The organism is Xanthomonas hyacinthi (assembly GCF_009769165.1).
GTDB classification, from domain to species: Bacteria; Pseudomonadota; Gammaproteobacteria; order Xanthomonadales; family Xanthomonadaceae; genus Xanthomonas_A; species Xanthomonas_A hyacinthi.
The window spans coordinates 251,097-278,071 of record NZ_CP043476.1; the positions used below are offsets into that span (position 1 = coordinate 251,097).

Genomic DNA, 26,975 nt, shown 5'->3' on the forward strand with positions numbered 1-26,975 from the left:
TTTATCGGGCCGCGCCCAAGTTAGCCGGTACGATCCAGCCAGCCTTGCGTAGTTATGCCAGCAGCGCTTAATGAGAATGGCTGTAGTCAATAGTGTGCGACTATTAAGCTTACGCGTGGCTTTCTCCTCCCTTGCTGATCAGAAAGAAAATTTTAATCGAAGATCGAAAAGTCTTTATTATGGGCAGCCAGTCCCCAAGAAGAGAGGCTCTTCTTACGTGAACTGAGAAAAAATTACCGGACATTAACTGTATTCTTTTAATTTGAACATATACATGGGGCGATGAAACGCAGGCCGGGGCGATCAAGGAATTTGCAACCAAACGAGAAAGCCGGCCGTTAAAATCGCGATATGGGTGCAACGCTACCAAGTAAGTGAAAGCTATTGCCGCACCAATTAGTGAAGGAGGATGCTTTAACAGCAACTCATAAGCTGTTGACAGCTCGTCTTCGATTTTTGTGGGACATAAATAAGTAAAAACTCGCCCGTGTTCATCGGGCGAAGTACGTGCATATCCATCACGAATATCCATACTCTCCCCCGAGATATTCCCCGTGACACTATTGAGCAATAATCTAAATTCGCTAATACGACACCCAATCGATTTTCTGATTATCTGGCAATTAGCTAAAAATAGCTCGCCCTCGAAGGCTTCACTTTCTATGTTCGTGATTTTAACTGCCAGTGGATCTGGGAGACGAGCGATGTCGTCAATAAAAAGGCTAGCGCCACTCAAGCCATATTTTAAATTGAAATCATTACTTGCCAAAGGAGGAACTTCAAACCAGGGGGTCATCGACGAGTTTTTTATGAGACTTAATTCATAATCAGCCTCAAGGCAATCTTGATAGAAAATCTCGCAAAGCTGATCTAGGTCGGGCTTTTTAATATCCGTATATGCTGGAAGCATGAAGATTTTGCGCGTTATATCCATCAGTATGATAAAATTCGAGAAATTGTTTCCATGTCCTGCTGTCCAAGCTCTCTCGTCGTTGCGATCAACTTAACTTGGGCTACCAGGTAATTGTATCGCGCATATGCCAGTTGAAGCTCGCATTCAGCCCGACGGCCAATCGCTACAGCTAGATCGGTGAAATCTCGCTGACCAATTTTGTAACCTTTACCAATAAGCTCCTCAGACAAAATGGCGGCAGCTACAGACCGCGCTGACGCTTCAAGTCGCTTACTCGAATTAGAAATATAGGCGTAGTAGTCACTTATATCATTACGTATCTGCGCCACCTCGATTTCTAAATTTGAAACAGCCAAATCTCTTTGACTTTCGGCTGTTTTGATATTGGATTCAATTAAAAATCCTGAGAACAAAGGCACGCTTACGTTAATACCGACATATTTATCCCAGCATCTGACACGGCCGTCGTTGCTCAGTGAAAATTGCTCGAAATTAACAGAACTGTATGTTGCCTCCAGGCTCACTTCTGGTAAGCGGGCAGACCGCGCGGATTTCACCTTTTCGGCGGATGTTCGAATTAATCTCTCAAGGTAAGCCAATTTAGAGTTATGAGTTTGTGCAAGTTGATACCATGCTAAAAGGCTTCGATTCTCTACAAAGCTGAAGTTCTGGCTCTCCTTGAATGGGCCAACTTCTTTAAGGTCAAGCCCAGACATTCGACTTAGCTTATGCAAACTCGAATCCAAATCACTGGCATACTCAAGTCTTTGCGCAGCTATATACTCATAATATGATTCGGCTTGGGCAGTATCAACTTTAGCAGCATATCCTCCTGCGTATTGGCGTCTTGTGATCTTGAGAGCCTGCGCGTATGCGTCTTCGTATCTGGAATATACGTCTACAATCTTCGCCTGCAAAACACTAGTCAGGTAAGCCTCAATCAAGCTTTCCTCGAGCAAATTGACGTTATAGTCCCTTTGATAGCGCGCACCTTCGTAAGACTGCTTACTAGCTCTATAGGCGTATATATTTTCGGCAGAAAATAATTTCTGAGCAACCTGGATGCCGCGCGAGAATGATTTAGAGTACCCACGAAATTCGACATCCCGGTATTCTACATTTTCCTTATCTAATGTATAAAACGCATTTGCAGTCGGAAAAAATTTGGCCCGGGCTCCGACTAATTCTTGTTTGGAAACTTCCACAGAGCTATCAAACCCAGCGTATTGAGGGTTATTCTCTCTAGTAGCCTGATAAATTTCAGAAAGGCTCGATGCGATACAGCAGGGAGCGTACGAATTCAGTAGTGATAATATAAATATCGCGGCGATTTTCATAGGTTCCCTAAGGATTGTCTGATTAACCCACTTGCGCAACGCTTAACCTATTTATTTTACTGAGCTGCAAGGCGGCGATGCATGGGTTAATCAGAAATTTCCTAATGCTCAATTTAAAGAATAGCAAGAGTCCTTTATGTTGAGATAAAGATCTTTTTGACTTAACCAGCTGTAGCCAAGAGACCAAGGCATGATGTATCTATCTCCACCAACACCAATGTATTTGGAGGGAAAATTTTGGCCGCTGATCTGGATGTTAACGTGACCCAAAATCGCTTCGGCCGTGCGCGCCCCATCAGCAGTCAAATAAGTTATCGAGCGCCTTAATCTTAACGGTATCTTATGCATATCCATGCCGTGCAACTTGGCGTCGAAGGAAGCACCGGTGTCGATCACGATATCAGTGTCTACGTTATTTATTTTCGCAGGCACCGCTATCCTGCTCCAATCACCAACTGGGCTGGAACTATTGATTAGCGGAGCGTTACAGCTGTGTGGGGAATAACCAACCCAAATTTGCAACTTACGGCTACTTAATTTTATGCCATCGAGCTGTCTCAACACGTCCAGTCCCAAGATATTGAGATCGGCTTTAATTGGCTGAAAGAGCACATTAATGAATCTCACATCGTTAACGCTTACATTCAAAATTTGAGCTGCGGTTTCGTCAAAAACTTCGCCCTCCGGAGCAATACCAGAAATCTGATGCAAAGTCTGATAGCTCAATGCAGAGTTTGAAGCCGCCGTGTCAATGACGAACTTAGCCGCGATCGATTTACCCTTAATATCGAGCATCGCAATAATTGTTGGGACCCCGTTATGAGCAGTGATTTCAGTCTCTGCGTATTGCCCATCTAATGTTAACCTAAGGTCATCTCGTTTTGCAGGATTCAAACCGCTGGCAGAGGGTACAGTTTGCAGGAGTGCAGCAATATTGGCCGGCAAGTCATTTAGCCTCCTTCTTTTAAGTGAAGGACCGTAAAAAAGTGAAGCTAGTTGCCGTGCATCTGCGTAACGTCCCCATAAGAAATAGTTTCCTATGCTCACATATAAACATTGTCGATAGAGATCATCACTAGACAGACTGGCGCGATACTGTTGTCGGCACGAATTCTCTTGGTCGAGTGCGGTTAAATGGATTCCAGGTGCTATGCGATCTTTAACCAAATCTCTCAAAAGACCTGTCCCTACCGCGTGCTTGTCTATCGCGAGTAACTTCTCGTAGTGTCCACTCCGCAATGCCATATCCACTTTCACAAAGTTATCCGCATGCATGACCGGAGCCGGCTCCCTTTCTAGCGCCCCAACTGTTGGCGACAACATAGCTGCCGCCAATGCCAAAAAAAAATGAATTCTCATTGAATTAAAGGGTTAGTTGAAAAGCAAACCAAGTTCTTCCCGATATCCCAGGAAAACTCAGCTTGGTTAGCGAAACCGATTTTCCATGGGTGAAAGGTTGTAGGAAGCGAGGTTCCAAAGAATTCTGTCTTAGCACTACCCCAGGTCGTTTTAACCTCAGCAACCCCCCGGACGTATTGAACCGCTCCTCGACTCCATGGTGAGACATGCACATAGCTTTCGAATTTATCTTTCCCAAAATTACGCAAATCCATTCCATCGGCTTGAAGAGGACTATTGCTACCTGTTTCGACCTTGATTAATACAGGTCGCGGCCCGATTACAGCCGGTACTCTCACGCTGGCCCATCCTCCAGATGGCTCTGATGTGATTACGCCACGTGACTTGCATAGACTCGCAAATTCCTGATCACTGACACGAGAAAATTTGTCCTGCGTCAGCTTTGAGGGTCCAAGCAGCCTAAGTAGATCCCGGCCCAATATATTAAATTCAACATCCGTGTCGGCCATATAGATGTTTCTTAACCTGACACCATTGATTTCAAGCGTAAGTGGGCCGATCAGATTATAGCTTCCAACCTCTTTTCCAGACTTTATTATTGGCTGAAAGCCAAGCACAGTCTTGACACCAAGGAAATCCACAATCTTTTTATTGAGAATCGAGTAGGACGACCCGAGGTCGATAACTAAATCTACGTTCGCACTCCTTTCCGAATTTAATGTATTCCCCACTTTGAGTCTTACAAGCGGTATGCCATATTTATTATTGACATTTTCCACACCCTCACGCTCTATTTCTTCCACAATAGTACCAGCAGTGAAGCTATCACGCAGGAACTTGGGGTAAGTTAGATAAATTTGATTGAGATCCGGAATGCCTGATAGCGCCGCACTATAAGCTCTCATATCCGCCATGGCGCCGGCCCACTGCATGTATGAACCAACCATTAAATAGTTGCCTGCCTTGATAAGCTGGCATGCGGCTTTTGCTTTAATATCGCCTGCGCTGAGGCTAGCAATGCACTTATCAGCTGCGTTAGTTGAAACGTCTAGTTGACCATTGATGCGATAGTACCCGGCCTTGGAAAAATAGCCATATGCATCGTTAGCACTAGACTGCTCTTTCAGCTTAGCGGCATTTCCATTCTTCACGGACTTAAAAACCAAATTAATGCTATCCTCAGTAAAATCAGATGCAAATATGGAGGCTGAGAATAAAAGACCGAAGGCGCACAAATAGTATTTCATGTATTCTCCAAGTTTGGCGCCGCCATAGTTAGCACGGCGCCAAAATATTACAGATCGAGCTGAATCGTTAAATTAGTGGCGAAAGTATTGCTTGAACTATCATAGGTCGTGGAAACACCTACCGTGACTCCATCAGAGACCTGAGAACTCCAGGAAGCGGTGGCAGTGGTCGAGGTGAATTCGTTCGTCTTGATATCGATGGAGTAAATTGTATTGTCAACCTGAATACTGCCCTTTAAGGAATGCCTGATCTACCAGCCGTAGCCGAGGTTCCCCTGCTCGCAACACGGAGGCAGGGCAACATCTCGTAGGTTTTACATCCAATCGCCCGCGTTTTGTCCCGCACCCCGCCTTTGGGCGGTCCGCAGGCGCACCCCTCCTATGCCACCGGCAGCAATGTCCTGCGCGCCCTCCACAGATTGACCAACGCGAACAGCGTCGTCACCTGCGCCGCGTTCTTGGCCAGGCCCTTGTAGCGCACCTTGACGTAGCCAAACTGCCGCTTGAGTACCCCGAACGGATGTTCCACCGCCGCCCGGATCGAAGCCTTGGCCCGTTCCAGTTCCTCGGTGATTGCGCGCATCCCCGGGTGCGCGATCGCCTTCACCTTGCTGCGCTTCTCTGCAACCCAGAAGGTGCGTCCGTCGGCCGGCGCATACGTCGCCGCCCCCGCATAGCCCGCGTCGGCGAACACATGCTGCTCCTGGCCATGCAGCAGATGCGCCGTCTGGGTCACGTCGGCCACGTTGGCCGCCGTGCTCACCACGTGGTGCACCAGTCCCGTGCGCTGGTCCACCCCGATGTGCGCCTTCATTCCGAAGTACCACTGCTTGCCTTTCCGGGTCTGGTGCATCTGCCCATCGCGCGAGCGCGCCTTGTTCTTCGTCGACGGCGCCGCGGCGATGATCGTTGCGTCCACCATCGTCCCCGACGACAGCCGCAGGCCGTGCTCGCGCAAGTGAGCATTGACCGCTGCAAACAGCTGTTCGGCCAATCCGTGCTTCTCCAGCAGATGCCGGAACTTGCACATCGTCGTCTCGTCCGGCGCCGCTTCGCGCCCCAGGTCGATCCCCACGAACCGCCGCATCGCCGGCACGTCGTACAGCGCCTCTTCCACCGCCGGATCGCTCAGCGCATACCACTGCTGCAGAAAATGGATCCGCAGCATCCGCTCCAGCCCCACCGGCGGACGGCCGCCGCTCGCTCCTACCTTCGGATAGAACGGCGCGATGCACGCGCACAGCGGCGCCCACGGCACCACCTGATCCATCTGCGACAGGAACACGTCGCGCCGCGTCGGCTTGCGGTGCACATCGAAGCTGGCATCGTGCTGCAGCGACAGGGTCATCTGGGTTCGAGACATGGCAATCACCGCGGGAGGGGGGGCTGATGACTTGGATCATCAGCAGAATCAGAGGTTCCCAAAGTTGTCATTATACCCGGCGGTCTCAAGAATCAAGTGCAACACGTGATTTGAAGGCGAGGATTTCCTTCTCCATGGCCGCTGCCGGCGTGGCCCAGCCTAATGTCTGGCGAGGACGCCCATTCATCAGCTTGGCGACGTGATTGAGGTACTCCTGGCTCGCTTGCGACAAGTCCACGCCCTTGGGCAGGAACTGGCGCAGCAGGCCATTGGTGTTCTCGTTGCTGCCCCGCTGCCACGGCGCATACGGATCGGCGAACCACACGTCGATGTTCAACCGTCGCATCAGCTCCTCGTAACAGGTCAGTTCCGTTCCGCGGTCGTAGGTCAGGCTCTCGCGCAGGAAGGCCGGCAGCTTCTTCATCTGGCGAGTGAAGCCTTCCAGCGCGGCGTCCGCGGTGCAGCCATCCATCCTGCACAGCACCACGAAGCGTGTCTTGCGCTCGACCAGCGTGCCCACGCAGGACCGGTTGAACGCGCCCTTGATCAGGTCGCCCTCCCAATGCCCCGGCAGCAGGCGCTGTTCCACCGCTTCGGGCCGATGCACGATGCGCAGCTCCTCCGGTACCCAGGTGCGCGCCGCTGCTGTGGTGCGCCTGCGGCCTCGCGTGGGCTTGCTCTGGCGCAATGCATCGACCAGGGCCTGCTTCAGGCCGCCGCGCGGATGCGCGTAGATGGCCGCGTAGATCGTCTCGTGACTGACCCGCTGGCTGGCGTCGTCTGGATGCATGTCCCGCAGTGTGGCCGCGATCTGCTGCGGCGACCAGCGATCGAACACAAGACGGTCGTGGACGAACTCGAACAGCACCGCGCCCGCGATCAGCCTGCGTGCTCGTACGCTGCGCGATCGCCGCGATCGATACACCAGGGCTGCCGCATGCGCCGAGTACACGCCGCTGTCCAGACGCCGGATCTCGCGGCTCAGCGTCGATGCGCTACGCCCCAGGCGGCGACCGATCCCACGAAGACTCGTTCCCCGATCGCGTTCGACCTGAAGCACCGCGCGTTCCTCACTACTCAGATGACTGTACTGTCTTCCCATCGCAACACCCTACGCTCTGTGAGGTGTTGCACTTGGAAGTTGAGTCTGCCCGCTGCCAGCGCCTTCCGCAGCAATAGCTGAAATTGATTTGTTTTTTCGCTGGTTATTTCTGACGAAATGACTGCCAGAAGATCTCCCTTTTTAACTTTATCGCCTCCTACTTTTACATAGATCGCTTTGAGCGTTCCGCTTGATGGAGCCACCACTTTCATATCGCCACCTACTGGCGCGAGATAGCCCTGGATTTCAATTTTACGGGCATAAGTTGCAAAGCAGACAAAGACCACAACTCCCAAGAATAGCAACGAGGCCATGGCAGCAATAAATCTGAGGGAGCTAGGGACCGAAGATCTGACTCTGCCTAGGAGTTCATTTTCCCTGGCTTCCAAGCTTTCCGGTCTAAACAGGCTACTCATCCTTGGGACCTCGCTGTGCTTCGGCGCCATTGTTTATAGCAGCCAAAACCTCTTTATGAATTGCATATGAACTAAAATCATTGAAATAGATTGACAATTTATGCCACCAATTGCAATAAAATTGAAAATGGTGAAATCAATTTAGTTTTTAGCGGAACTTGGCACACTCAAAGGCCGTTTAGTAAATATCCCCGGCAGAGCCGGGGGCTTTAGAATTATTACTTGCCGTACTCAGCGATGAAATCCCATCAAGCCATGCAAAAGCTATCCTCTACTCCGATCTGGTTCGCAATCTATGAAAGACAGGCAGACATTCCTGTACCTGGCTCATTGCACATGGTCTCTGTCGCCGCTATTTTTGAGCAAAACAATAAACTCGTACAGTATGAGAAGAAATCCAAATGCCTTCGTGTCCCGCAATCCATGACAAGTCAGGGTTTCTCCGGACTCTGATGACCGACAATTCATTCAAGCCGACGCCGCCTCGCGGCGCGGCTTAAGGAACCTCTGATTCTGCTGATGGTCCAAGTCATCAGCTCCCCCCTCCCCGCGGTGATTGCCATGTCTCGAACCCAGGTGAAGGCGATCGCGCACCCGGCGCTACGCGCAATCACCGAGGAACTGGAACGGGCCAAGGCCTCGATCCGGGCGGCGGTGGAACATCCGTTTGGGGTACTCAAGCGGCAGTTCGGCTACGTCAAGGTGCGCTACAAGGGCCTGGCCAAGAACGCGGCGCAGGTGACGACGCTGTTCGCGTTGGTCAATCTGTGGAGGGCGCGCAGGACATTGCTGTCGGTGGCATAGGAGGGGTGCGCCCGCAGATCGCCCAAAGGCGGGATGCGGGACAAAACGCGGGCGATTGGATGTAAAACCTGCGAGATGTTGCCCTGCCTCCGTGTTGCGAGCAGGGGAACCTCGGCTACGGCTGGTAGATCAGGCATTCCTTAATTCAGGCATTCGACCTTTCGCGAATGCTTGCGCCCCCCGAAGTGATACTGTAGTGTCACTTCATGCGCACCGAACTCGTCACTACCCTCAAGCGCCAGGCCACTGAACTTCTCGCGGACATCGAGCGGGACAAGCAGCCTATCCTGATTACCCAGCATGGCCTGCCCAGTGCGTATCTGGTGGACGTCGAGACCTATCAGCTCATGCAGCAACGCATGGCGGTGCTGGAGGGTATTGCCCGCGGAGAACAAGCGGTCGCGGAGGGTCGCGTAGCAACCCATGCCGAAGCCAGGAAGCGCCTCGCGCGATGGCTGAAATAGTCTGGTCGGAGCCGGCGCTGGCCGATCTGGATGCGATTGCCGACTACATCGCCTTGGAAAGCCCGGTAGCGGCCTCGGAGCTTGTCAAACGCATCTTCGATCATGTCGAACAGCTTGTTGAGCACCCTGACAGTGGCAGCCGGCCGCAAGAGCTTGGGCGGTCCCGTTATCGCCAGATTGTTGAGCCCCCCTGTCGCGTGTTCTACCGACATGACGGGCACAAGGTCTTTATCTTGCATGTCATGCGCTCGGAACGCTTGCTGCGCAAGGGCAGGCTCGCATCCCGTGCCAAGCAGGCAAAGGTCTAGAACCAGCCCTCACCCCACACACACCCGATCCCGCCCCCCGCTCTTGGCCCGATACAACGCCACGTCCGCGCGCTGCAGCAGCTGGCTCGGCGTCTCCTCCCCGCTCAGCGCGACCAGGCCGCCGCTGAAGGTCACCCGCAGCGTCGGCGCGTCGGCCCACAGCAGGCGCGCGTGGAACAGGTCGCGCAGGCGCGCGGCCATGCGCTCGGCGTCGGCCAGCGGGGTGTCGCCGAGCAGCACCGCGAACTCCTCGCCGCCCAGCCGCGCCGGCAGGTCGGCGCCGCGGCAGGCCTCGGCGAACAGGCGCCCGACCTCGCGCAGCACCGCATCGCCGGTGGCGTGCGAATAACCGTCGTTGATCTGCTTGAAGCGGTCGATATCGATCACCAGCAGGCACAACGGGCTGCCGCTGCGCTGCGCGCGCAACACGTCGCGGACCAGCACTTCGTCGAAATGGCGGCGGTTCGGCAGCGCGGTCAGCGCGTCCTCGTGGGCCTGGCGCTCGAACGCGTCGGCCTGGCGCTGCAGTTCGGCCAGCAACCGGCTCTTGTCGGCGTCGGCGCGCAGCAGCCGCTCGGTCTGCAGTTGCAGGGCGCCGGTGCGCTGCTTGACCAGCCGCTCCAGGCGCAGATTGCGGCGCTGGTAGCGGGCGATCAGGTAGCGGTACAGCGCCACCAGCGCGAGCAGCAGCGCCAGCGCGACAGCGACCTGCACGCTGCGCCGCTGCCACCACAGCGGGGCGACGCTGAAATGCCACAGCGCCTCGCGCGTGCTCCAGGCGCCATCCGGATGCGCCGCGGCCACACGCAAGCTGTAGTCGCCCGGCGGCAGGCCGATGAATTCGACGCTGCGCTGCTGGCCGCGTTCCACCCAGTCCTTGTCCAGGCCGTCGAGCCGGGTGCGGTAGCGGATGCGCTCGGGCAGCAGATAGCTGAGCCCCACGTAGGACACCGCGATGCGCGTGGCGCCGGGCAGGCGCGACTGCCGCCGCCACGCGAACGGCCGCCCATCCAGCAGCACGTTCTCGATCGCCGCCGGCGGCGGCAGACGCTCGCGGAAGCGCTGCAAGCGCCGCGGATCGACCGTGCTGATGCCGCCGGCGGTGACCAGCCACACGCTGCCGTCGCGACGCACGATTTCCGATGGGCCGGAGCTGCCGTTGCCCTGGGCATTGGCCATGCCGTCGATCTCGTTGTAGCGGGTCACCTGCAGCTTGCCGGCGCGGCCGTCGGCGACCGCATCCAGTGCCTCGGCGCTGGTCCGCAGCACGCCGCGGTTGCTGCTGATCCAGACGTTGCCGAGGCGGTCGCGGACCAGCTGGAACACGGTGTCCACCGGCATGCCCTGCTCCAGGCCGACCCGCGCCAGGCGGCCGTCGCGGTAGCGGTACAGGCCGCGGTCGGTGGAGATCCACACGTCGCGGCCCAGCGCCTGGAAGCCGAACACGCTGCGCGCGCCGCCCAGCGGTTCCAGCGGCAGCCGCCGCACGCGGCCGTCGCGCAAGACCGAAGCGCCTTCGACCGAGCCGATCCACAGGGCGCCGTCGATGCTGGCCAGCGCGGTGATCAGGCCCTGCGGCAGGCCTGCTACGTCGGCGCCGCGCGCCTGTTCGCCGTCGATGCGGACCAGCCCGCGCTGGGTGCCGATCCACACCGTGCCGGCGGCGTCCACGCTGATCGCGCGCACGTGGCCGCTGGGCAGGCCATCGCCCTTGTCGTAGTGGCGGCGCACGCGGCCGTCGCGCAGCCGGTACACGCCGTCGGCGTAGGTACCGACCCACAGGTCGCCGTCGCTGCCGCGCGCCAGACTCAGCACCGACGGCGCGCTGCCGTCGGCATTGCGCAGGCCCGCCGGCGCGATCGTGCCGGCGGCCGTCATCCGGTCCAGGCCGGCGGCGCTGCCGATCCACAGTGCGCCGTCGGGCGCTTCCAGCAGCGCGCGTACGTAGTCGCCGCTGAGTCCGTCGCGCCGCGTGTAGCTGGTGAACAGGGTCTCGCGCAGCCGGAACAGGCCGCCGTTGGCGCCGATCCAGACGCTACCCTCGGCGTCTTCGAGCAGGCTCACCATGCGCCCGTTGGGCAGCACGTCGCCGGGCGCCATGTGCTCGATGCCGTGCCGGCCGATGCGCAGCAGACCCTGGTTTTCAGTGCCCAGCCACACCGCGCCGTCGCGATCGCGCAGCATCGCGGTGAAGTGGCCGTAGCCCGGCAGATGGTGCACCAGCACCGCCTGCCCGCCCTGCAGCCGGTACACATTCTCGCCGGCGACCAGCCACAGCGTGCCGTCCGCGGCGCGGTACGGCCAGGCCAGGCCAGGCGGCAACCCGAACGCTTGCGGCGCGCGCCGCAGCACGCCCTGCGCGTCGCGGTACAGCAGGCCGTCGAGGCTGCCGATCCAGACCCGGTCACGGTCGTCCACGGCGATCCGCGGGAAGCTGTTGGCCAGCGGCAGGCCCGGCGGCGCCGGCTGGTAGTCGAAGTGCCCGTCCGGCCACAGGCAGCCCAGGCCGTTGCCTTCGAACAGCAGCCACAGCCGCCCCTGACGGTCCTCGCTCATGGCGTGGATCAGCGCGCGCGGCCAGCCAGGCGGCTGCAGCCAGAAGCGCCAGCTGCCGGCGCGATCGTAGCGGCCCAGGTTGCCGCGCGAATCGCTGAGCCACAGCGCGCCGTCGCGACCGACGTAGAGCGCGCCGACGCCGTTGTCGGGCAGGCCGGGACGGGTGCTGCGGTCGATCACCGTGAAGTCCAGGCCGTTGTAGCGCACCAGCCCTTCCCAGGTGGCGAACCACAGGCGCCCGTCCGCGGTCTGCGCCAGGTCGCGCAGCGAGTTGTGCGGCAAACCGTTGCGCGAGGTCCAGGCATCCACGGCGTAGTCGCGCAACGGCGGCGGTCCGGCAGCGGCCGGGGCGGCGGCGGCCTGCCCTATTCCGAGCAATAGCGCGAGCAGCGCCAGCAGAACCGGCAGCCACGCATGCGTGGCGCGGCGGACGGCCGCCGCATGGCCCGACGCCATCGCCCTCATCGAATCGATCCGGCCTGGAAAGCGCTAGTGCGTGTCAGCCATCCTCGCACAGGCCGCACGCTTCTTGCGCGTGCCCCGGGCAAGCCAGGGCGAGCGCGCGCGCCGGCGTCCACACCCAGGCGATGGCGCGGTGCTGGACCTGCGCAAGCGCGAGCCTGCGGGTCGATCGCGCTCGGCAAGGGGCGGCACGCCCGGGAGCGCGGCGGCCGGCCAGGATCGACGAGACGGGGGCGACGCTGGCTCATTGCCGGAACGGGACCCACCGAAAGAATGCACATGGTAGGCAAAAATCCTCCTCGCGGGTGTGCGCCGCGTTCGCCGGCCGATGCGCGCAGGCTTCCAGGCCGCCTCGGGCAGGCGCGGCGCCACCCTCTCGGTCTCGGCACGCCGCCTCTACATGCCCGCACCTCACCCCATGCGCTGCCGCACCGCCTCGAACAAGGTCACGCCGGTGGCCACCGACACGTTGAGGCTCTCGATGTCGCCCGGCATCGGGATCTTGACCAAACCGTCGCAATGCTCGCGCGTGAGCCGGCGCAGGCCGTCGGATTCCCCGCCCAGGACCAGCGCCACGTTGCCGCGCAGGTCCTGCGCGTACAGCGAGGTCTCGGCCTCGCCGACCAGGCCGTAGATCCACACGCCCTGCTTCTGCAGGTCGCGCAGGCAGCGCGCCAGATTGGTCACCGCCACGATCGCAATGCGGTCGGCGGCGCCGGCCGAGGTCTTGCGCACGGTGGCGTTGACCGGCGCCGACTTGTCCTTCGGGATCACCACCGCGGTCGCGCCGGCCGCCGCGGCACTGCGCAGGCAGGCGCCGAGATTGTGCGGATCCTGCACCCCGTCGAGCACCAGCAGCAGCGCGCGGCCTTCGGCCGCAGCGACCAGGCCCTCCAGTTCGTTCTCGCCCCAGGTGCGCGCCGCCGCATAGCGCGCGGCCACGCCCTGGTGGCGCACCGAGCCGCCGACGCCGTCCAGCGCCTGGGCGTTGACCCGCCGCACCTCGATGCCCTTGCGCCGCGCGTTCTCCTCGATCTCCACCAGCCGCGGGTTCTTGCTGCCCGCCTCGACCAGCACTTCGCGCACGTTGTCGGCATCGTTCTCGATCGACGAGGCCACGGCGTTGACGCCGACGATCCACTGGTTCTGCTTGCTCATGAGGCGGGGCTGCAAGAAAGGAAAGCGGCATGGTAGGCGTTGCCGGCGCTCGCGTCACATTGCCGGCGCCGCAGCACCGGGCAGCGCCGGCATCGATGGCGTGCGCGACCGGCGACGAAGGGCGCAGAACGCAGGCCGCGAACCGGCGCCGACCGTGCGCCATGCATGGCATGTTGCGCACCCGCTCAGGCCGGCCAGCGCTCGGTGTCGTGGTCCGGATGCTGGTGCGACACCAGCTGCGCCAGGAACGGTGCGGCCTCCAGATCGTCCTCGGTGCGCATCGCCGGCAGCCGGTGCAGGCCGTCCACGAACGGCAGCTTGCCTTCCAACCCGTACTGGATCCGCGGCGGCAGCGCCGCCGGGTCGTCGAACGCACCGGCGGCCACGGCGATACCGTCCGGCGCCTCGTAGGTCAGCGGCGTGCCGCAGTCGGCGCAAAAGCCGCGCCGCACCAGATTGGACGATTGGAAATGCTTCGGCGCGCCACGCGTCCACCGCAGCTCCGCACCGCGTGTGGACACCAGCGGCGCGTAGTAGGCGCCGAACGCCTTCTGGCACATCCGACAATGGCAGATCGAGGCGTCGTCGAGCCGGCCGCGTATCCGGAAACGCACCGCGCCGCACTGGCAACCGCCGCTGTAGCCGTCATGCTCCATGCTTGCTCTCCGCTGCGAACCGCATTGCGCGGGCCGCGCCCCATGCGCCGCGCGCACGGGGCGAACGATCGCGGCGGCCGCCCGGCGGCCCGCCGCGACGCCGCGCCGTCAGTACTTCTTTTTCTTGCGCTTGGCCGGCTGCTGGCCGCGCTCCGGCGGCGGCGGCAGGTCCGTCATCGGCTCGCCTTCCACGACCAGGCGGAAATCGATCTTGCGCTCCTCCATGCTGGCCTTCAGCACCAGGATGCGGACCCGGTCGCCGAGCCGGAACTGGCGGCCGCGGCGCTCGCCGGACAGGGTCTTGCGCACCGCGTCGAACTGGTAATAGTCCTGCGGCAGCTGGGTCACATGGATCAGGCCGTTGACCTTGGACTGGTCCAGCTCCACGAACAGGCCGAAGCTGGTGACGCCGCTGACCACGCCGTCGAACTGGCCGCCGACGTGCTTTTCCATCCACGCCGCGCGGTAGCGCTCGTCGACCTCGCGCTCGGCCTCGTCGGCACGGCGCTCGCGCTCGGAGCACTGCAGCGCCAGCGCCGCCATCTCGCGCGGCGAGTACAGGTACTTGTCCGGCGCGCCGCGGGTCAGCGCGTACTTGATCGCGCGGTGCACCAGCAGGTCCGGATAGCGGCGGATCGGCGAGGTGAAGTGCGCGTACGCCTCCAGCGCCAGGCCGAAGTGGCCGGCGTTGTCCGGCGAGTACACCGCCATGCTCTGGCTGCGCAGCAGCACCGACTCCAGCAAGGCCGCGTCGGGGCGCTCGCGCACCTTCTTCAGCAGCTTGGTGTAGTCGCCCGGCACCACCTTGCTCCACGGCGGCAGGCTCAGCTTGAATTCCTTCAGGAACTCCAGCAGGTCGGCGTACTTGGACTCCGGCGGCCGCTCGTGCACGCGGTACGGCGCCGGGATGCGCGCCTCCAGCAGCTGCCGCGCGGCGGCCACGTTGGCGGCGATCATGCATTCCTCGATCAGCTTGTGCGCGTCGTTGCGCACCAGCATCCCGGCCTGGGTCACCTCGCCGGTGTTGTCGAGCACGAAGCGCACTTCCGAGGTCTCGAACTCGATCGCGCCGCGGCGCGAACGCGCCTTGGCCAGCACGTGGAACAGCTGGTACAGGCGCTCGATCTGCGGCAGCACCGCGGCCACGTCCTTGCGCACCTGCTCGTCGCGCTCGCCCACCGCCTGCCACACCTGGTCGTAGGTGAGCCGCGCGTGCGAATTCATCACCGCCTCGTAGAAGCGCGCGCCGGCCACCTCGCCCTGGCGGTCGATCTGCATGTCGCAGACGAAGCACATGCGGTCGACCTTGGGATTGAGCGAGCAGATGCCGTTGGACAGCGTCTCCGGCAGCATCGGCACCACGAAACCGGGGAAATACACCGAGGTCGCGCGCCGGATCGCCTCCACGTCCAGCGGCGTGCCCGGACGCACATAGTGCGACACGTCGGCGATCGCCACCACCAGGCGGAAGCCTTCCGCGTTCGGTTCGCAGAACACCGCGTCGTCGAAGTCCTTGGCGTCGGCGCCGTCGATGGTCACCAGCGGCGTCTGCCGCAGGTCCACGCGGCCCTTGATCGCCGCCGGCTCCACCGTCATCGGCACCGCCGCAGCTTCGTCGAGCACCGCCTGCGGGAATTCGTAGGGCAGCTCGCGGCCGTGGATCGCAGTTTCCACCACCAGCGACGGGGTCAGCTTGTCGCCGAGCACCGCGATGATCTTGCCGATCGGCGGGCGCCGCGCGTCCGGGGCGGAGGTGAGTTCGCACACCACCAGCTGGCCATCGCGCGCCTCGCCGATCGCATCCGGCGGAATCTGCACGTTGCGCTGGATGCGCTTGTCGTCCGGCACCACGTAGGCGATGCCGCCTTCCATGCTGAAACGGCCGATCAGCCGGCTCAGGCCGCGCTCGAGCACGCGCGCGATGCTGCCTTCGCGGCGGCCGCGGCGATCGATGCCGGTGACGTTGGCCAGGGCGCGGTCGCCATGCAGCACCTTGCGCATTTCGTAGGGCGGCAGGAACAGGTCGTCGCCGCCTTCGTCCGGACGCAGGAAGCCGAAGCCGTCGGGATTGGCGATCACCACGCCGGGGATCAGGTTGGTCTGCTGCACCGGCGCGTAGCCGCCGCGGCGGTTCTGCACCAGCTGCGCCTCGCGCAGCATCGCACCCAGGCGCTTGCTCAACGCCTCCATGCGCGAGGGTTCGGTCAGGCCGAGCTGCCCGGCCAGTTCCTCGAGCGTCTGCGGGCCGTCGCAACGGTCGAGCAACTGCAGGATCGCCTCGCGGCTGGCGATCGGCTCGGCATAGCGCTCGGCCTCGCGTGCGGCGAATGGATCGGCGACGGCGGCCGGCTTGCGCGACGGCGGTTCGGGCGGATGCAGCGGTTGCAACGGCGGTTTGGGGCTGCGCCGCAAGAAGCTGGGGAGGCTCGGCATCCACGACGGCATCTTGGATTTCTTCGGCGGCGGCGGAGCCGCCGGGGCGCCGGCCTTGCTGGCGGGCGTGTCGTGGGATGCGGATTTGCCGGGCTTGCCGGACTTGGTTTTTCGATTGGTCATCCGCCCATGGTACTCGCTGGGTCGTCAACACAGGCAAACCGGCGACCGTAACCGGCGGCAGAACAGCCCCCCAGAAACGACGAAGCCCGCGTCAGCGGGCCGGTCGTTGCGGGAGTTCAGCGCTCCCGCGTCTTGCATGTGGTGCCCAGAAGAGGACTCGAACCTCCACGAAGTTGCCCCCGCTAGCACCTGAAGCTAGTGCGTCTACCAATTCCGCCATCTGGGCGCTGAAGGCCGTGGATTCTGCGGGCAGCGCGCGCCCTTGTCAATGCCGACGCGCAACGCGGCATCCGGCGGCGCGCGCGCCGCCCGGCGCATCGCGCATTCCGCGGCACCCGGATCACCCCCACTGCAGCGCAAGGCGACGCGCCTCCGCCTGCGGCATGCGTTGGCGACGGTGCCACCTGCAACGCGCGGCATCGCGGCGCCGGATCGCGAGTGGCGGCATCCTGGCGGCATCGGCATCGATATGCGCAGGCGTGGCGCATTCGGCGGAAAACCGCATCACTCGTGCAGATCCGGACACACCGCCGAGCCTGCGCGACGGCAAACGGACCTGCTTCGAACAAGCGCTGTGACGCAGCCGGGAGAACGCGATTTTGTCGGTTGACCACGCAGCGCAAAGGGCTAGCGTGCGTGCGGCGAACCGCCCCTCCCCCACGCTCCGGAGCTCCGCATGAAGTCCCTGCCCATCTCGCTGCTCGCCGCCTCGCTACTCGCCTTCGCCCACCCTGCCGGCGCCGCCACGCCGCTCGATTCGCTCGCCGAGATCGAACGTGCGCTGGATACCGGCGCCTCGGTTGCGGTCGCGATCGACCTGAGCCAGTGCACGCCCAGTGCCGGCGGCGCCACCCCGACCCAGACCCGCGGCGGCCTGCGCATCAACGCATACCGGGTGATCGCCGACGGCACCCTGTCCTTCGCCGACGAGCACCTCACCGTGGGCCGCGACGGCAAGCCGATCCAGCAGTTCCTGCGCTACCAGGTGCGCCCGGACGGCAGCATCGATTTCAGCATGGCCGTGTTCGCCCTGCCAGGCTACCAGCAGACCGGCACCACGCTCGGCTACCGCTGCGCGATCAACCAGGGCCTGCACTTCACCGCCACCCAATGAGCCGGCGCGGTTGCGTGCGCCGCCGCCGGCACGGCGCACGCAAAACGCCGCTTGACAGCGGCGCGCGCAACCGACAAAATTCTCGGCCTGTATTGCCCAGGTGGCGGAATTGGTAGACGCACTAGCTTCAGGTGCTAGCGGGGGCAACTTCGTGGAGGTTCGAGTCCTCTTCTGGGCACCACACTCAGTTCCAGAGACTTCTACCTAAGTCTCTAATGTTGTTGAAAAGACCCGCGAAAGCGGGTCTTTTTGTTCCAGTGGCCGCCAAGCACATCCACTGGAAGCCGCCTGCAAACGAGTACATTTCCGAGTACGTTGAAACTTCGAGTTCGGAGATGTACTCACCATGCCCCTCACCGCACGCGAAGTCCAAACCGCCCAGTTCCAGGACAAGTCCTACGGTCTGGCCGATGGCAATGGCCTGTTCCTCTGGGTCACGCCCGAAGCGCAGAAGTACTGGCATTTCCGCTACCGCATCAACGGCAAGCAGCCTCGCATTTCCCTGGGCGTCTACCCGACCGTCTCGCTACAACTGGCGCGCGAGAAAGCCCATGAGGCCCGCCTGCTCGTCGCGCGCGGCATCGACCCTGGCCAGAAACGCAAGGACGACCGCTGCCAGAGCATCGAGACCCGCACCAACCTGTTCAAGGACGCCGCCGAGGACTGGATCAAGGCCAAGCAGGACGCCGGGCGATCCGCCTCGACCCTCGACAAAATGCGGACCTACCTCGACAAGGACATCTTGCCCGTCCTGGGCAACAAGTACCTGCCCGAGGTCTCTCGGGCCAACTGCGTGGATGTACAGACCCGCATCGATGAAGCGCGGAGCGCTAAACGTCGCCAAGAAGGCCCGCGGCTGGCTACGGGAAATCTTCAGCCGCGCCATCGCCAAGGGCAAGTGCGAACTCAACCCAGCTTCCGAACTGCGCTTTGTCGCCAAGGAAGCCCCCAAATCCACCCCCTACCCGCATCTGCTGGAGCCGAAGCTTCCCGACTTCCTGCGCGCCCTGGAAGCCTCCACCAGCCGCCCGATCAGTCGAACTGCGGCCTGGATGGAGCTCTGGACGGCCTGTCGTCCCGGCATGATCCGCTTCGCCGAGTGGACGGAAATCGACCTGGACGCCTGCATCTGGACCATCCCGGCCGCGAGATGAAGATGCGCCGCAAGCACGTAACGCCACTGCCGACCCGACTGATCGCCCAGCTCAAGGCGCTGCACCTGCTCACCGGCCGGCACCAATACCTGTTTCCGGGCATCGGCACCAAAAACCCCACCATCAGCGAGAACACCATCAACAACGTGTTCCAGCTCATCGGCTACAAGGGCCGCATGGTCGGCCACGGTAGCCGCCACACCGCCAGCACCCTGCTGCGGGAGCACAACTGGGCCAAGCAACTCGTGGATGCGCAACTATCCCACAAGGAAAAGGCACCGCTGGCGACTACAACCACGCGATCTACCTGAGGCAGCGCAGGCTCATGATGCAGTGGTACGCGGACTATCTGGACGCCCTCAAGGCTGGACTGACACCGGCGCAGAGCAAGACGTTCGCTAGGCGGGTGAACGGTGCGGGCTCAACAATACCTTCGGGGACATGCTGCTCAACTTCGTCATGGCGATGATGTTCATCGTGCTGCCCTCGTTCTGGGTCATGGCCTTGGCGTGGGCAGGCATTCGCGCCGGGAACATCGTGCAGAGATTGTCCACGGCCACCTCGGATGCCAAGGGTGCCGGCGGCCGGGGCGCGGGCGTGATGATGAGTGCAGTATCGAAGAAGTGAACACTGCTCAGCCGTCGTCGGACACGTGCGGATCAATACGCCAGTCGCTCTTATCGTAGAGCCCGAAGCCCTCGTGGCCTTCTTTCCACTCGGGCCTCTGGTCGTCTTCGTCAAGGCCGCCGTTGCGAGCCGCCCATGCAGCGGCCACAACAAAAACCAGCAGCAGCGCCACCCAGAACGCGCCATAGAGCAGGACGGCCAGCACAGCGAACTTGACGACCCACAGCGGGCCCGCAGCCACGCCTGCGCCGAGACCTCGCGTCACCAGCCACCCCTGCGCCTTCCGATCCAAGCGTGCGCCAGCTCGCCACATCCGGCCGAAGACTCGGCCTGCACGCTCTGCGAAAGTGGTCTGTGCTGCGGGTTTCATGGTGGCTACCTCATGGTGGTCCTATCGACTCTTGTTCAGCACCTGCTTCAGGGAGTTCTTGATTGCATCCGTCCCGATTATTCAATCGAGACTTGAATTTCCATGCCCCATCCAATCAATCGAATGCGGCACAGCCTACGGCTTCTTCGACGCTTGCCAGTCTGCCTTGCTCGCCGCGACCAGCGCCGTCCAGTCGTCGGGCGGGCTGCCTCGCCCGAGCATCTTCTCGAACACCGCATACGGGTCGGACTTGCTGCCCGAAGACCGCAGCGTCTGTTCGTCGTTGACCCAGGCGAACACGATCACTTTCGTCTTGGAGTCGTAGCGGAAGAACAGGCGGAATCGCCGTCCGATCTTCGCGCGCCGCCAATGACGGTACGCCGGCCCCAAGGTATTGCCTTGGCGGAACTCGTCGCGTGCGGGATCGCTCGGCACGACTTCCATGATCAACTGGCTCAACGCCCGGAACAGCTTGACGTTGGCATTGCCCTCGAATCCTTGCGGGTCGTTCTGCTCGGCCCGTTCCGCGGCAGCCTGCAGCTTGCGCAACTGCTCGATCAGGCCCTCATGGAACAGCGGCGTCCAGCCATGCCGCATCAGAGCGCCACTTCGCCTTCGATGTCGTCATCGAGGTCTACCGCATGGCCAGCGTTCGCCAGCATGGTCCGCGCGAGATCCTCCGGCAGCGCCTGGACATGGCGACCAGCGCGGATATCGGACTCCAGCAGCGCCAGGAAGGCGCCGATCGCAGGGTCTTCGTGCTCGGCGTCGGCGCGGGTCACGACAACTTCACCGCCGCGCAGGTCGAACGCCACCTTGCCGCCGGCATCCACCCCCAGCGCCTGCCGGATGGGCTTGGGCAGCGTGATCTGGCCCTTGGAGGTTAAGGTGGCGACTTCATGGATGTTGGGCATGGCGGTTCTCCCGATAACGACATTCGCACGGTAAGGAATATTCCTTACTGTGTCAATCTGCTCCAGCATGGCGCCTCAGGCCTGGGAAGAAGGGACCATCGTAGGCACTGCACTGCCGGCCTTCCGCCCACAACCCGACACTGGCGCATCCCCATTGATGGTGGTCCGGCCGCCGCTGCCGCGCTACACCCAAAGGCTTCCAAAAGGTCAAAGGGCTGGCAAGGGGCAAGGGAACGGGGTCAAGGGGAAAGGCCCTACCCGAAAAGGCCAAAAGGCTCTCCCGTCAGCCCATCAACAGGACTTCGTCATGCTCTCGCTGTTCCAGCAGAAAAAAGCACCGCCCGCCACCAGTCCGCCACTGACACCGGCAATTGGGTCCCCGAATGGGCTGTTGCGGCCGGAGTCCGCGGCGGCGCTACTGGCGACGCCGCGCCGGAAGAAGCTGCTGGAACATATATGGCAACGTACCTCGCTGTCGCGCAAGCAGTTCGACGCACTGTACCTGGCCCCACTGGAACGCTACGCCGAGCTGGTTCAGCAATTCCCTGCGTCGGAGAGCCACCACCATGCCTATCCAGGAGGCATGCTGGATCACGGCCTGGAGGTCGTTGCCTACGCCCTCAAGCTGCGGCAGTCCTATCTGCTTCCCTCTGGCACTACGCCCGAAGACCAGACCGCTCAATCCGAAGCCTGGACCGCCGCCGCAGCCTACGCGGCGTTGCTGCACGACATCGGCAAGATCGCGGTCGACCTGCACATCGAACTAGCCGATGGCAGTATCTGGCACCCCTGGCATGGCCCGTTGCAGCAGCGCTACCGCCTTCGTTATCGCGCCGATCGCGAGTACCGCCTGCACAGCGCAGCCTCCGGGCTGCTCTACAACCGCGTGCTCGGCCGCGACATCCTCGACTGGCTCAGCGGCTTCCCCCTGCTGTGGTCGGCACTGCTCTACGTCCTGGCCGGGCAGTATGAGCATGCCGGTGTCCTTGGCGAACTGGTGATCCAGGCCGACCGCGCCTCGGTCGCCCAGGCGCTGGGTGGCGATCCGGCGAAGGCGATGGCGGCACCGAAGCACGCGCTGCAACGCAAGCTGCTCGAAGGCCTGCGCTACCTGCTGAAAGAGGAGCTGAAGCTGAATCAGCCCCAGGCTTCGGACGGTTGGCTGACGCAAGATGCCCTCTGGCTGGTGAGCAAGACCGTCTCGGACAAACTGCGCGCCCATCTGCTGTCGCAGGGCATGGACGGCATCCCGGCCAGCAACAGTGCCGTCTTCAATGTTCTGCAGGACCACGGGATGGTCCAGCCCACACCTGACGGCAAGGCGATCTGGCGCGCCACCATAATAAGCGGCAATAGCGGCTGGTCGCACAGTTTCACACTGCTGCGTCTGGCGCCAGCGCTGATCTGGGAAGGCGATCAGCGCCCTGCCCCATTCGCCGGCACCGTCACGGTGGAGCTCACCAACGGCGCTGGTGCAGATACCAGCGACGCGCCCCCGCCAGCCGGCGACAATGCAGCGCCACCACCGCCGTCCGCGGTAGCGCCGACGACCACCAGCGGCCCCGTCGATGGCCTTGACTCGCGGCTGGAAATGCTGGGTACGACCGACATCAGACCAGCCTCGCCGATCACGGCAGTTTCAGTGGCCGAAGCGTCCGCGCAGCACCACCATGATGCGGCGCCACCGTCGCCCGCAGCAGCCGTTCTACACGCCACGCCGGCTGGGCGCGCGCAGGATCCAGCCTCCGGGCAGCATTTCATCACCTGGCTCAAGCAAGGCATCCAATCCCGCAGGCTCATCATCAACGATGCGAAGGCGCTGGTGCATATCGTGGCCGACGCGGCGTACCTAGTCAGTCCCGGCGTGTTTCAGCGCTATGCACAGGAACACCCGCACGTCTCGATGCTGGCTCGGCAGGACGATATGCCAGACTGGCAATGGGTGCAAAAGCGCTTCGAGAAGCTGCAACTGCACCGCAAACAGGACAATGGCCTGAACATCTGGACTTGCGTGGTCACCGGGCCACGCAAGTCCAGGCGCCTGCACGGTTATCTTCTGACGGATCCACTATGTCTGTTCAACGAGATGCCGCCGAACAATCCGTACCTCACTTTGTAGGCACGGGCCTGATGCCGCGTGCAGGCGTCTATGTTGCTAACAAATCCAATCAAGCCATATTTATGGCGCTCGTACAGCATACATAGTCTGCCCTGCAAAATTCACCCAACACCGCAGGCCCACCGTCCCACGCCAGTTTTCCGCCCTGCCGATAGCATCGCCAGGGCCATTGCCAGCCGGGCCAGCACCCCGAACAGCGGCGCAAAAAGCCCTTGATCCGCAAACGTACGATCACCCGCAGCAGCCAGCGGATGTTGTAACTCGCCGCGCACAGCACCGCGTGCAGCTCATCACCAGTTTGTCCCTGTAGCCAGCATCGATCCATCGCGTTGTCGTGTTTCAAGTGAACCGCCCCGGGAATTCCGGAGGCTCCATTTCTTGAGAAGATGGAGCCATGAGCAGAGCAAGCAAGTTCTCCCCGGAAATCCGGGAACGTTCGGTGAAGATGGTCCTGGAGCACCAATGCGAGTACGAATCGCAATGGGCGGCGATGGTGTCGGTGTCGGCCAAGGTGGGCTGCACGGCCGAGACGCTACGGGGTTGGGTGAGGCAGCACGAGCGCGACGTTGGCAAGCGCGAGGGGATGACGACGTCCGAGAAGGAGCGCATCAAGGCACTTGAGCGCGAGGTTCGCGAGCTGCGCCAGGTCAACGAGATCCTGCGCAAGGCATCGGCGTATTTTGCGCAGGCGGAGCTCGACCGCCCCTTCAAGCGATGAAGCAGTTCATCGATGAGCATCGAGTCGTCCACGGGGTCGAGCCGATCTGCAGGGTGCTGCCGATCTCCCCGTCGACCTACCACGCGCACGCGGCCAGGCTGGCCGATCCCGCGTTGCGCTGCGCGCGCGCGAAGACCGATGAGGCGTTGATGCCGGAAGTCCAGCGCGTGTGGGACGACAACTTCAAGGTCTACGGTGTGCGCAAGGTCTGGCGGCAGATGCGACGCGAGCAGTTCGACGTGGCGCGATGCACCGTACAGCGGCTGATGAAGCGGCAGGGTTTGCGGGGCGTCATTCGAGGCAAGACCGTGCGAACGACGGTGAGCGACCCGAAAGCGCCGTGTCCGCTCGATCATGTGAATCGGCAATTCAAGGCCGATCGGCCGAACGCGCTGTGGGTCAGCGACTTCACCTACGTCTCGACGTGGCAAGGATGGGTTTACGTCGCCTTCGTCATCGACGTCTTCGCCCGTCGCATCGTGGGCTGGAAGGCGTCGTCCTCGATGCAGACGGACTTCGTGCTCGACGCGCTCGAACAGGCGCTCTACGCGAGGAAGCCGGTCGGCCCGGATCGCCTGATTCACCACAGCGACCGAGGCGTTCAGTACGTGTCGATCCGCTACACGGAGCGGCTCGCTGAGGCCGGCCTGGAGCCCTCGGTAGGCAGCGTGGGGGACTCCTATGAGCGCGAAGCCTGCCCTCGGGGCACAACGCGCTGGCCGAGACCATCAACGGCCTCTACAAGGCCGAGGTCATCCATCGCAGGTCGTCCTGGCGAACGCGCGAGGAGGTCGAGTGAGCCACGCTCACCTGGGTCGACTGGTTCAACAACCGCCGATTGCTGGAGCCGATTGGGAATATCCCGCCGACCGAGGCGGAGGCCAACTACTATTCGCACTCCCCTGAGTCCGTCATGTCGGCGTGACTCAAACCACGGGGCCTCCGGGAAACCCGGGGCGGTTCACAAGTGTCCGATGGCCGGCTCCACCGCCTGGCGTCGCTTGAGCCATTTGCGTTGCTGCGAGGTCAGGCTCTTGAACTTACCCCGATGGATCATCTCAACGCCTTGGTTGTCCGCATCCACGCCCCGAAAGCTCAAGTCCACCATCACCTGCCTGGGCCTGGCTCCGGTGTCTTCAGTGAGGCTCGCGACCTGCACCAGTTGTTCGTTCAACGGATGCCCGTCGTAGGGGGTGCCCGTGAAGCTTCGCGCACCGACCATCAAGCCTTGCTTGTGCGTGATCGCCCCACTGCAGGATCCTATCCGGGCGACAACTAGCCTGACGTAGGGGGCCTCCATACAGGCATCAGCGTGAAGCTGTGGACTGGGGATGGAAGTCCAGTTTTTAATATCTGCTCTGTAGCGGCATTCTACATGTCGCTCCATCCACCATGATTCGACCGACCCGGACGATACCGCTACGGGGACACCTGTGAATCCGCTTCTCGACATTGTCGGCGCGCTGGGGCGCGATGCTATCCGTGTTCATTCTCTCGACTGGCCTGACCGAAGTTTTGCCCAGGCCGTACTTGTTGCGTTCGACGTCGAGTCATTCAATCCTTCCGCATTCGCACAGCACGGCATCGCCTTCCCGTCGTCGATTCAGCACAGTGTGCGAAAGCGGCAAGCGGAATTCTTTATGGGCGCTTGGCGGCGCGTCACGCGCTCTTGCGGCTCGGCACTCCCGATCAGGAGATAGGCACCGGTGCATTTCGCGAGCCACTATGGCCAACAGGAATCGTCGGGAGCATTACACACACACGCTCCTATGCGGCCGCTATCGCTCTGCCGGCGAGCAATTACACAGGGATCGGCATCGACATCGAACACCTCATTGCCGCAAAGGCACAGCATACTGTCGAAAGTACCGCCCTAGTTGCGAGTGAGCGGACTTTGCTGAAGGGCCTGACAGGCGATCTATCGTATGAGACATCGTTGACTGTTGCTTTTTCCGCCAAGGAAAGCTTCTTCAAGGGAACCTTCGCAACGGTGAAGCACTACTTCGGGTTCGAAGCTGTCGAGCTTACCGCGTTAGATAACGCTAGCGGAACACTGGAGCTGATGATCGTCCAGCCTCTCGCGACCAATCTACCCATAGGCAGGCGCTTTATGCTGCGGTTCGGGTTTATCGATTCGGAAACCCTGATCACCAGCTTCCTATGGTGACCTCCTCGCGACAGTCATTTCGACAGTCATCGGAAGATCGTGCGCCTCAACCTGTGCCTGATGAAGCAGGGGAAAAAGATCCGCACGCTTTGAAAATCGCAGGATGTCCCCCGCAATCAATTGTTTTTCGCCCCCGCTTCTGAGCCAGCAATGCGAAGGCCTGCACCCAGGCGTTCTTCCGGAAGAACGCCACATCGACCCAGATCTCAACGTCATGCACAGCGCAGCATCCTTCAGCTGGATCAATCACTCAGTTCAGACCTAGCATCCCGCGAAGACGCGAGAGGTCTTCTGCCAGCGTGTTGACACGCCCTGCCAGCAGCTTGCGGTCGCGCTCGCTCAGCTTGGCGTAGGTCTCGAAGCCGCCGTCGGCGGTGCGGTACTTCTTCAGCGTGTCGAACACGGTCTTGAAGTTGGCGTCGGTCTTGTCCGAGAACGCCTTGTCCTGCTGCTGGACCAGCGGGCGCAGCAGTTCGACGATCTTGTAGGCGCCTTCGAAGTTGGCCTGGAAATCCCACAGGTCGGTGTGGCTGTAGCGGTTCTCCTCGCCGGAGATCTTGGTCGCGGCCACTTCCTCCATCAGCACCGCCGCGCCGCCCACCACCTTTTCCGGCGGGAAGGTCAGCCTGGCCAGACGGGTCTGCAGCTCCTGCACGTCGGCCATCAGCTTGTCGGCGACCGGCTCAAGCCCCTTGGTCGTGTTCTGTGTCCACAGCACGTATTCGATCCGGTGGAAGCCGCCGAAGCCCGGGTCCTTCTCCGCCTTTTCATGGTCGTCGGCACGCGAATCGATGGCGCTGTCCAGGTCGCTGAAGAGTTCGGCGATCGGCTCGATCCTCTCGTAGCTGGTTCGGGTGGACGCATACAGCTGCTTGGCCCTTTCCACGTCGCCGGCCTTGATGGCGGCGGTGAAGGCGCGCGTTTCGGTGTTCAGGGTGCGCACGTTGCCGGCCACGTAGATCTTGTAGTTCGACAGCGGCCCCACCAGCTCCAGCGGAGACACGGGCACGGCATGGGCGCTGTGCGCCTGCAGGCCGGCGGCGATCAACAGGGCCAGCAGGAAACGACGGGAATCAGCCATGGTGGTTGTC

General features: G+C 61.5%; 22 protein-coding genes, 2 tRNA genes, 4 pseudogenes and 1 other annotated feature. Of the genes and pseudogenes, 10 read left to right on the forward strand and 18 right to left on the reverse strand.

Annotation, left to right across the window (positions count from 1 at the left end):
• Window positions 1–109: 109 nt before the first annotated feature.
• From FZ025_RS01175 to FZ025_RS01205, 7 genes are all read right to left on the reverse strand, one after another.
• Complete coding sequence (locus FZ025_RS01175; protein ID WP_158185508.1) at window positions 110–910, reverse strand: Fic family protein; 801 nt, start codon at window positions 908–910, stop codon at window positions 110–112.
• A gap of 23 nt (window positions 911–933) precedes the next feature.
• On the reverse strand, window positions 934–2,250 hold the full coding sequence (locus FZ025_RS01180) for a TolC family protein (RefSeq protein WP_104558861.1): 1,317 nt from the start codon (window positions 2,248–2,250) through the stop codon (window positions 934–936).
• 108 nt (window positions 2,251–2,358) lie between these two features.
• Window positions 2,359–3,609 (reverse strand): pepsin/retropepsin-like aspartic protease family protein, encoded by a 1,251-nt coding sequence (locus FZ025_RS01185; RefSeq protein WP_146093604.1) that lies wholly within the window; start codon window positions 3,607–3,609, stop codon window positions 2,359–2,361.
• Complete coding sequence (locus tag FZ025_RS01190; RefSeq protein ID WP_146093603.1) at window positions 3,606–4,856, reverse strand: hypothetical protein; 1,251 nt, start codon at window positions 4,854–4,856, stop codon at window positions 3,606–3,608. The genes FZ025_RS01185 and FZ025_RS01190 overlap by 4 nt, the downstream gene beginning before the upstream one ends.
• 314 nt (window positions 4,857–5,170) lie before the next feature.
• Window positions 5,171–6,204 (reverse strand): IS5 family transposase gene (locus tag FZ025_RS01195; RefSeq protein ID WP_386269914.1). Its coding sequence is split into 2 segments (ribosomal slippage): window positions 5,171–5,236 and window positions 5,239–6,204, totalling 1,032 coding nucleotides; the frame shifts between segments, so codons are not numbered across the junction.
• A gap of 100 nt (window positions 6,205–6,304) precedes the next feature.
• The gene (locus tag FZ025_RS01200; protein ID WP_158185509.1) at window positions 6,305–7,321 is read right to left on the reverse strand and encodes an IS30 family transposase; all 1,017 of its coding nucleotides are present in this window, start codon (window positions 7,319–7,321) and stop codon (window positions 6,305–6,307) included.
• Window positions 7,297–7,737, reverse strand: coding sequence for an HlyD family secretion protein (locus tag FZ025_RS01205; protein WP_158185510.1), 441 nt, complete (start codon window positions 7,735–7,737; stop codon window positions 7,297–7,299). The genes FZ025_RS01200 and FZ025_RS01205 overlap by 25 nt, the downstream gene beginning before the upstream one ends.
• Before the next feature lie 624 nt (window positions 7,738–8,361).
• Between FZ025_RS01205 and FZ025_RS01210 the strand changes: the two are divergent.
• The 3 genes and pseudogenes from FZ025_RS01210 to FZ025_RS01220 all read left to right on the forward strand — a co-directional run.
• Window positions 8,362–8,606, forward strand: a pseudogene (locus FZ025_RS01210) (transposase); the annotation flags it as partial.
• Window positions 8,607–8,747: 141 nt separating this feature from the next.
• A complete protein-coding gene (locus FZ025_RS01215) occupies window positions 8,748–9,005 on the forward strand; it encodes a type II toxin-antitoxin system Phd/YefM family antitoxin (RefSeq protein WP_046981456.1) in 258 nt (85 codons plus the stop codon).
• Window positions 8,993–9,313: a type II toxin-antitoxin system RelE/ParE family toxin gene (locus FZ025_RS01220; protein ID WP_046981455.1), complete on the forward strand. Its 321-nt coding sequence runs from the start codon at window positions 8,993–8,995 to the stop codon at window positions 9,311–9,313. Before FZ025_RS01215 ends, FZ025_RS01220 begins: the two co-directional genes overlap by 13 nt.
• A gap of 9 nt (window positions 9,314–9,322) precedes the next feature.
• Here the strand turns inward: FZ025_RS01220 and FZ025_RS01225 are convergent, their stop codons facing one another.
• The 5 genes from FZ025_RS01225 to FZ025_RS01245 form a co-directional block, all read right to left on the reverse strand.
• Complete coding sequence (locus tag FZ025_RS01225; protein ID WP_104559034.1) at window positions 9,323–12,325, reverse strand: ligand-binding sensor domain-containing diguanylate cyclase; 3,003 nt, start codon at window positions 12,323–12,325, stop codon at window positions 9,323–9,325.
• A 417-nt stretch (window positions 12,326–12,742) separates the two neighbouring features.
• Window positions 12,743–13,489, reverse strand: coding sequence for a 23S rRNA (guanosine(2251)-2'-O)-methyltransferase RlmB (gene rlmB, locus FZ025_RS01230; protein ID WP_046981453.1), 747 nt, complete (start codon window positions 13,487–13,489; stop codon window positions 12,743–12,745).
• Window positions 13,490–13,674: 185 nt separating this feature from the next.
• Window positions 13,675–14,145, reverse strand: coding sequence for a GFA family protein (locus FZ025_RS01235; RefSeq protein ID WP_046981452.1), 471 nt, complete (start codon window positions 14,143–14,145; stop codon window positions 13,675–13,677).
• 108 nt (window positions 14,146–14,253) lie between these two features.
• A complete protein-coding gene (rnr, locus tag FZ025_RS01240) occupies window positions 14,254–16,701 on the reverse strand; it encodes a ribonuclease R (RefSeq protein ID WP_244292435.1) in 2,448 nt (815 codons plus the stop codon).
• 139 nt (window positions 16,702–16,840) lie between these two features.
• Window positions 16,841–16,927, reverse strand: a tRNA-Leu gene (locus FZ025_RS01245).
• Between the two features lie 450 nt (window positions 16,928–17,377).
• On the opposite strand from FZ025_RS01245, the gene FZ025_RS01250 reads away from it, so the two are divergent.
• The 4 genes from FZ025_RS01250 (at window position 17,378) to FZ025_RS01265 (ending at window position 19,596) form a co-directional block, all read left to right on the forward strand.
• Window positions 17,378–17,815 carry a VirK family protein gene (locus tag FZ025_RS01250; protein WP_046980346.1) on the forward strand — a complete coding sequence of 146 codons (438 nt, stop codon included), beginning with the start codon at window positions 17,378–17,380 and terminating at the stop codon, window positions 17,813–17,815.
• Between the two features lie 94 nt (window positions 17,816–17,909).
• Window positions 17,910–17,996 (forward strand) — tRNA-Leu (locus FZ025_RS01255).
• Window positions 17,997–18,161: 165 nt separating this feature from the next.
• Window positions 18,162–19,280, forward strand: a complete 1,119-nt coding sequence (locus tag FZ025_RS01260) for a tyrosine-type recombinase/integrase (RefSeq protein WP_208803714.1) — start codon at window positions 18,162–18,164, stop codon at window positions 19,278–19,280.
• A gap of 130 nt (window positions 19,281–19,410) precedes the next feature.
• On the forward strand, window positions 19,411–19,596 hold the full coding sequence (locus FZ025_RS01265; protein WP_046980345.1) for a hypothetical protein: 186 nt from the start codon (window positions 19,411–19,413) through the stop codon (window positions 19,594–19,596).
• Window positions 19,597–19,603: 7 nt separating this feature from the next.
• Here the strand turns inward: FZ025_RS01265 and FZ025_RS01270 are convergent, their stop codons facing one another.
• The 3 genes from FZ025_RS01270 to FZ025_RS01280 form a co-directional block, all read right to left on the reverse strand.
• The gene (locus tag FZ025_RS01270) at window positions 19,604–19,966 is read right to left on the reverse strand and encodes a DUF3742 family protein (protein WP_046980344.1); all 363 of its coding nucleotides are present in this window, start codon (window positions 19,964–19,966) and stop codon (window positions 19,604–19,606) included.
• Between the two features lie 135 nt (window positions 19,967–20,101).
• Window positions 20,102–20,566: a type II toxin-antitoxin system YhaV family toxin gene (locus FZ025_RS01275; RefSeq protein WP_046980343.1), complete on the reverse strand. Its 465-nt coding sequence runs from the start codon at window positions 20,564–20,566 to the stop codon at window positions 20,102–20,104.
• Complete coding sequence (locus FZ025_RS01280; protein WP_046980342.1) at window positions 20,563–20,880, reverse strand: type II toxin-antitoxin system PrlF family antitoxin; 318 nt, start codon at window positions 20,878–20,880, stop codon at window positions 20,563–20,565. Before FZ025_RS01280 ends, FZ025_RS01275 begins: the two co-directional genes overlap by 4 nt.
• 307 nt (window positions 20,881–21,187) lie before the next feature.
• Between FZ025_RS01280 and mobH the strand changes: the two genes are divergently transcribed.
• On the forward strand, window positions 21,188–22,999 hold the full coding sequence (mobH, locus tag FZ025_RS01285; RefSeq protein WP_046980341.1) for a MobH family relaxase: 1,812 nt from the start codon (window positions 21,188–21,190) through the stop codon (window positions 22,997–22,999).
• Between the two features lie 196 nt (window positions 23,000–23,195).
• Here the strand turns inward: mobH and FZ025_RS01290 are convergent.
• Window positions 23,196–23,357: pseudogene (locus FZ025_RS01290) on the reverse strand (IS5/IS1182 family transposase); the annotation flags it as partial.
• 36 nt (window positions 23,358–23,393) lie between these two features.
• On the opposite strand from FZ025_RS01290, the pseudogene FZ025_RS01295 reads away from it, so the two are divergent.
• Window positions 23,394–24,642: pseudogene (locus FZ025_RS01295) on the forward strand (IS3 family transposase).
• Window positions 23,672–23,788, forward strand: a sequence feature (AL1L pseudoknot). (Overlaps the previous pseudogene by 117 nt.)
• Window positions 24,643–24,681: 39 nt before the next feature.
• Here FZ025_RS01295 and FZ025_RS01300 read toward each other — a convergent pair.
• Window positions 24,682–24,969 (reverse strand): annotated as a pseudogene (locus FZ025_RS01300) (IS5/IS1182 family transposase); the annotation flags it as partial.
• Between the two features lie 396 nt (window positions 24,970–25,365).
• On the opposite strand from FZ025_RS01300, the gene FZ025_RS01305 reads away from it, so the two are divergent.
• Window positions 25,366–25,884 (forward strand): 4'-phosphopantetheinyl transferase family protein, encoded by a 519-nt coding sequence (locus FZ025_RS01305; RefSeq protein ID WP_158185511.1) that lies wholly within the window; start codon window positions 25,366–25,368, stop codon window positions 25,882–25,884.
• A gap of 250 nt (window positions 25,885–26,134) precedes the next feature.
• On the opposite strand, the gene efeO is transcribed toward FZ025_RS01305, so the two are convergent.
• Window positions 26,135–26,965 (reverse strand): iron uptake system protein EfeO, encoded by an 831-nt coding sequence (efeO, locus tag FZ025_RS01310; RefSeq protein ID WP_104558804.1) that lies wholly within the window; start codon window positions 26,963–26,965, stop codon window positions 26,135–26,137.
• Between the last annotated feature and the right edge of the window lie 10 nt (window positions 26,966–26,975).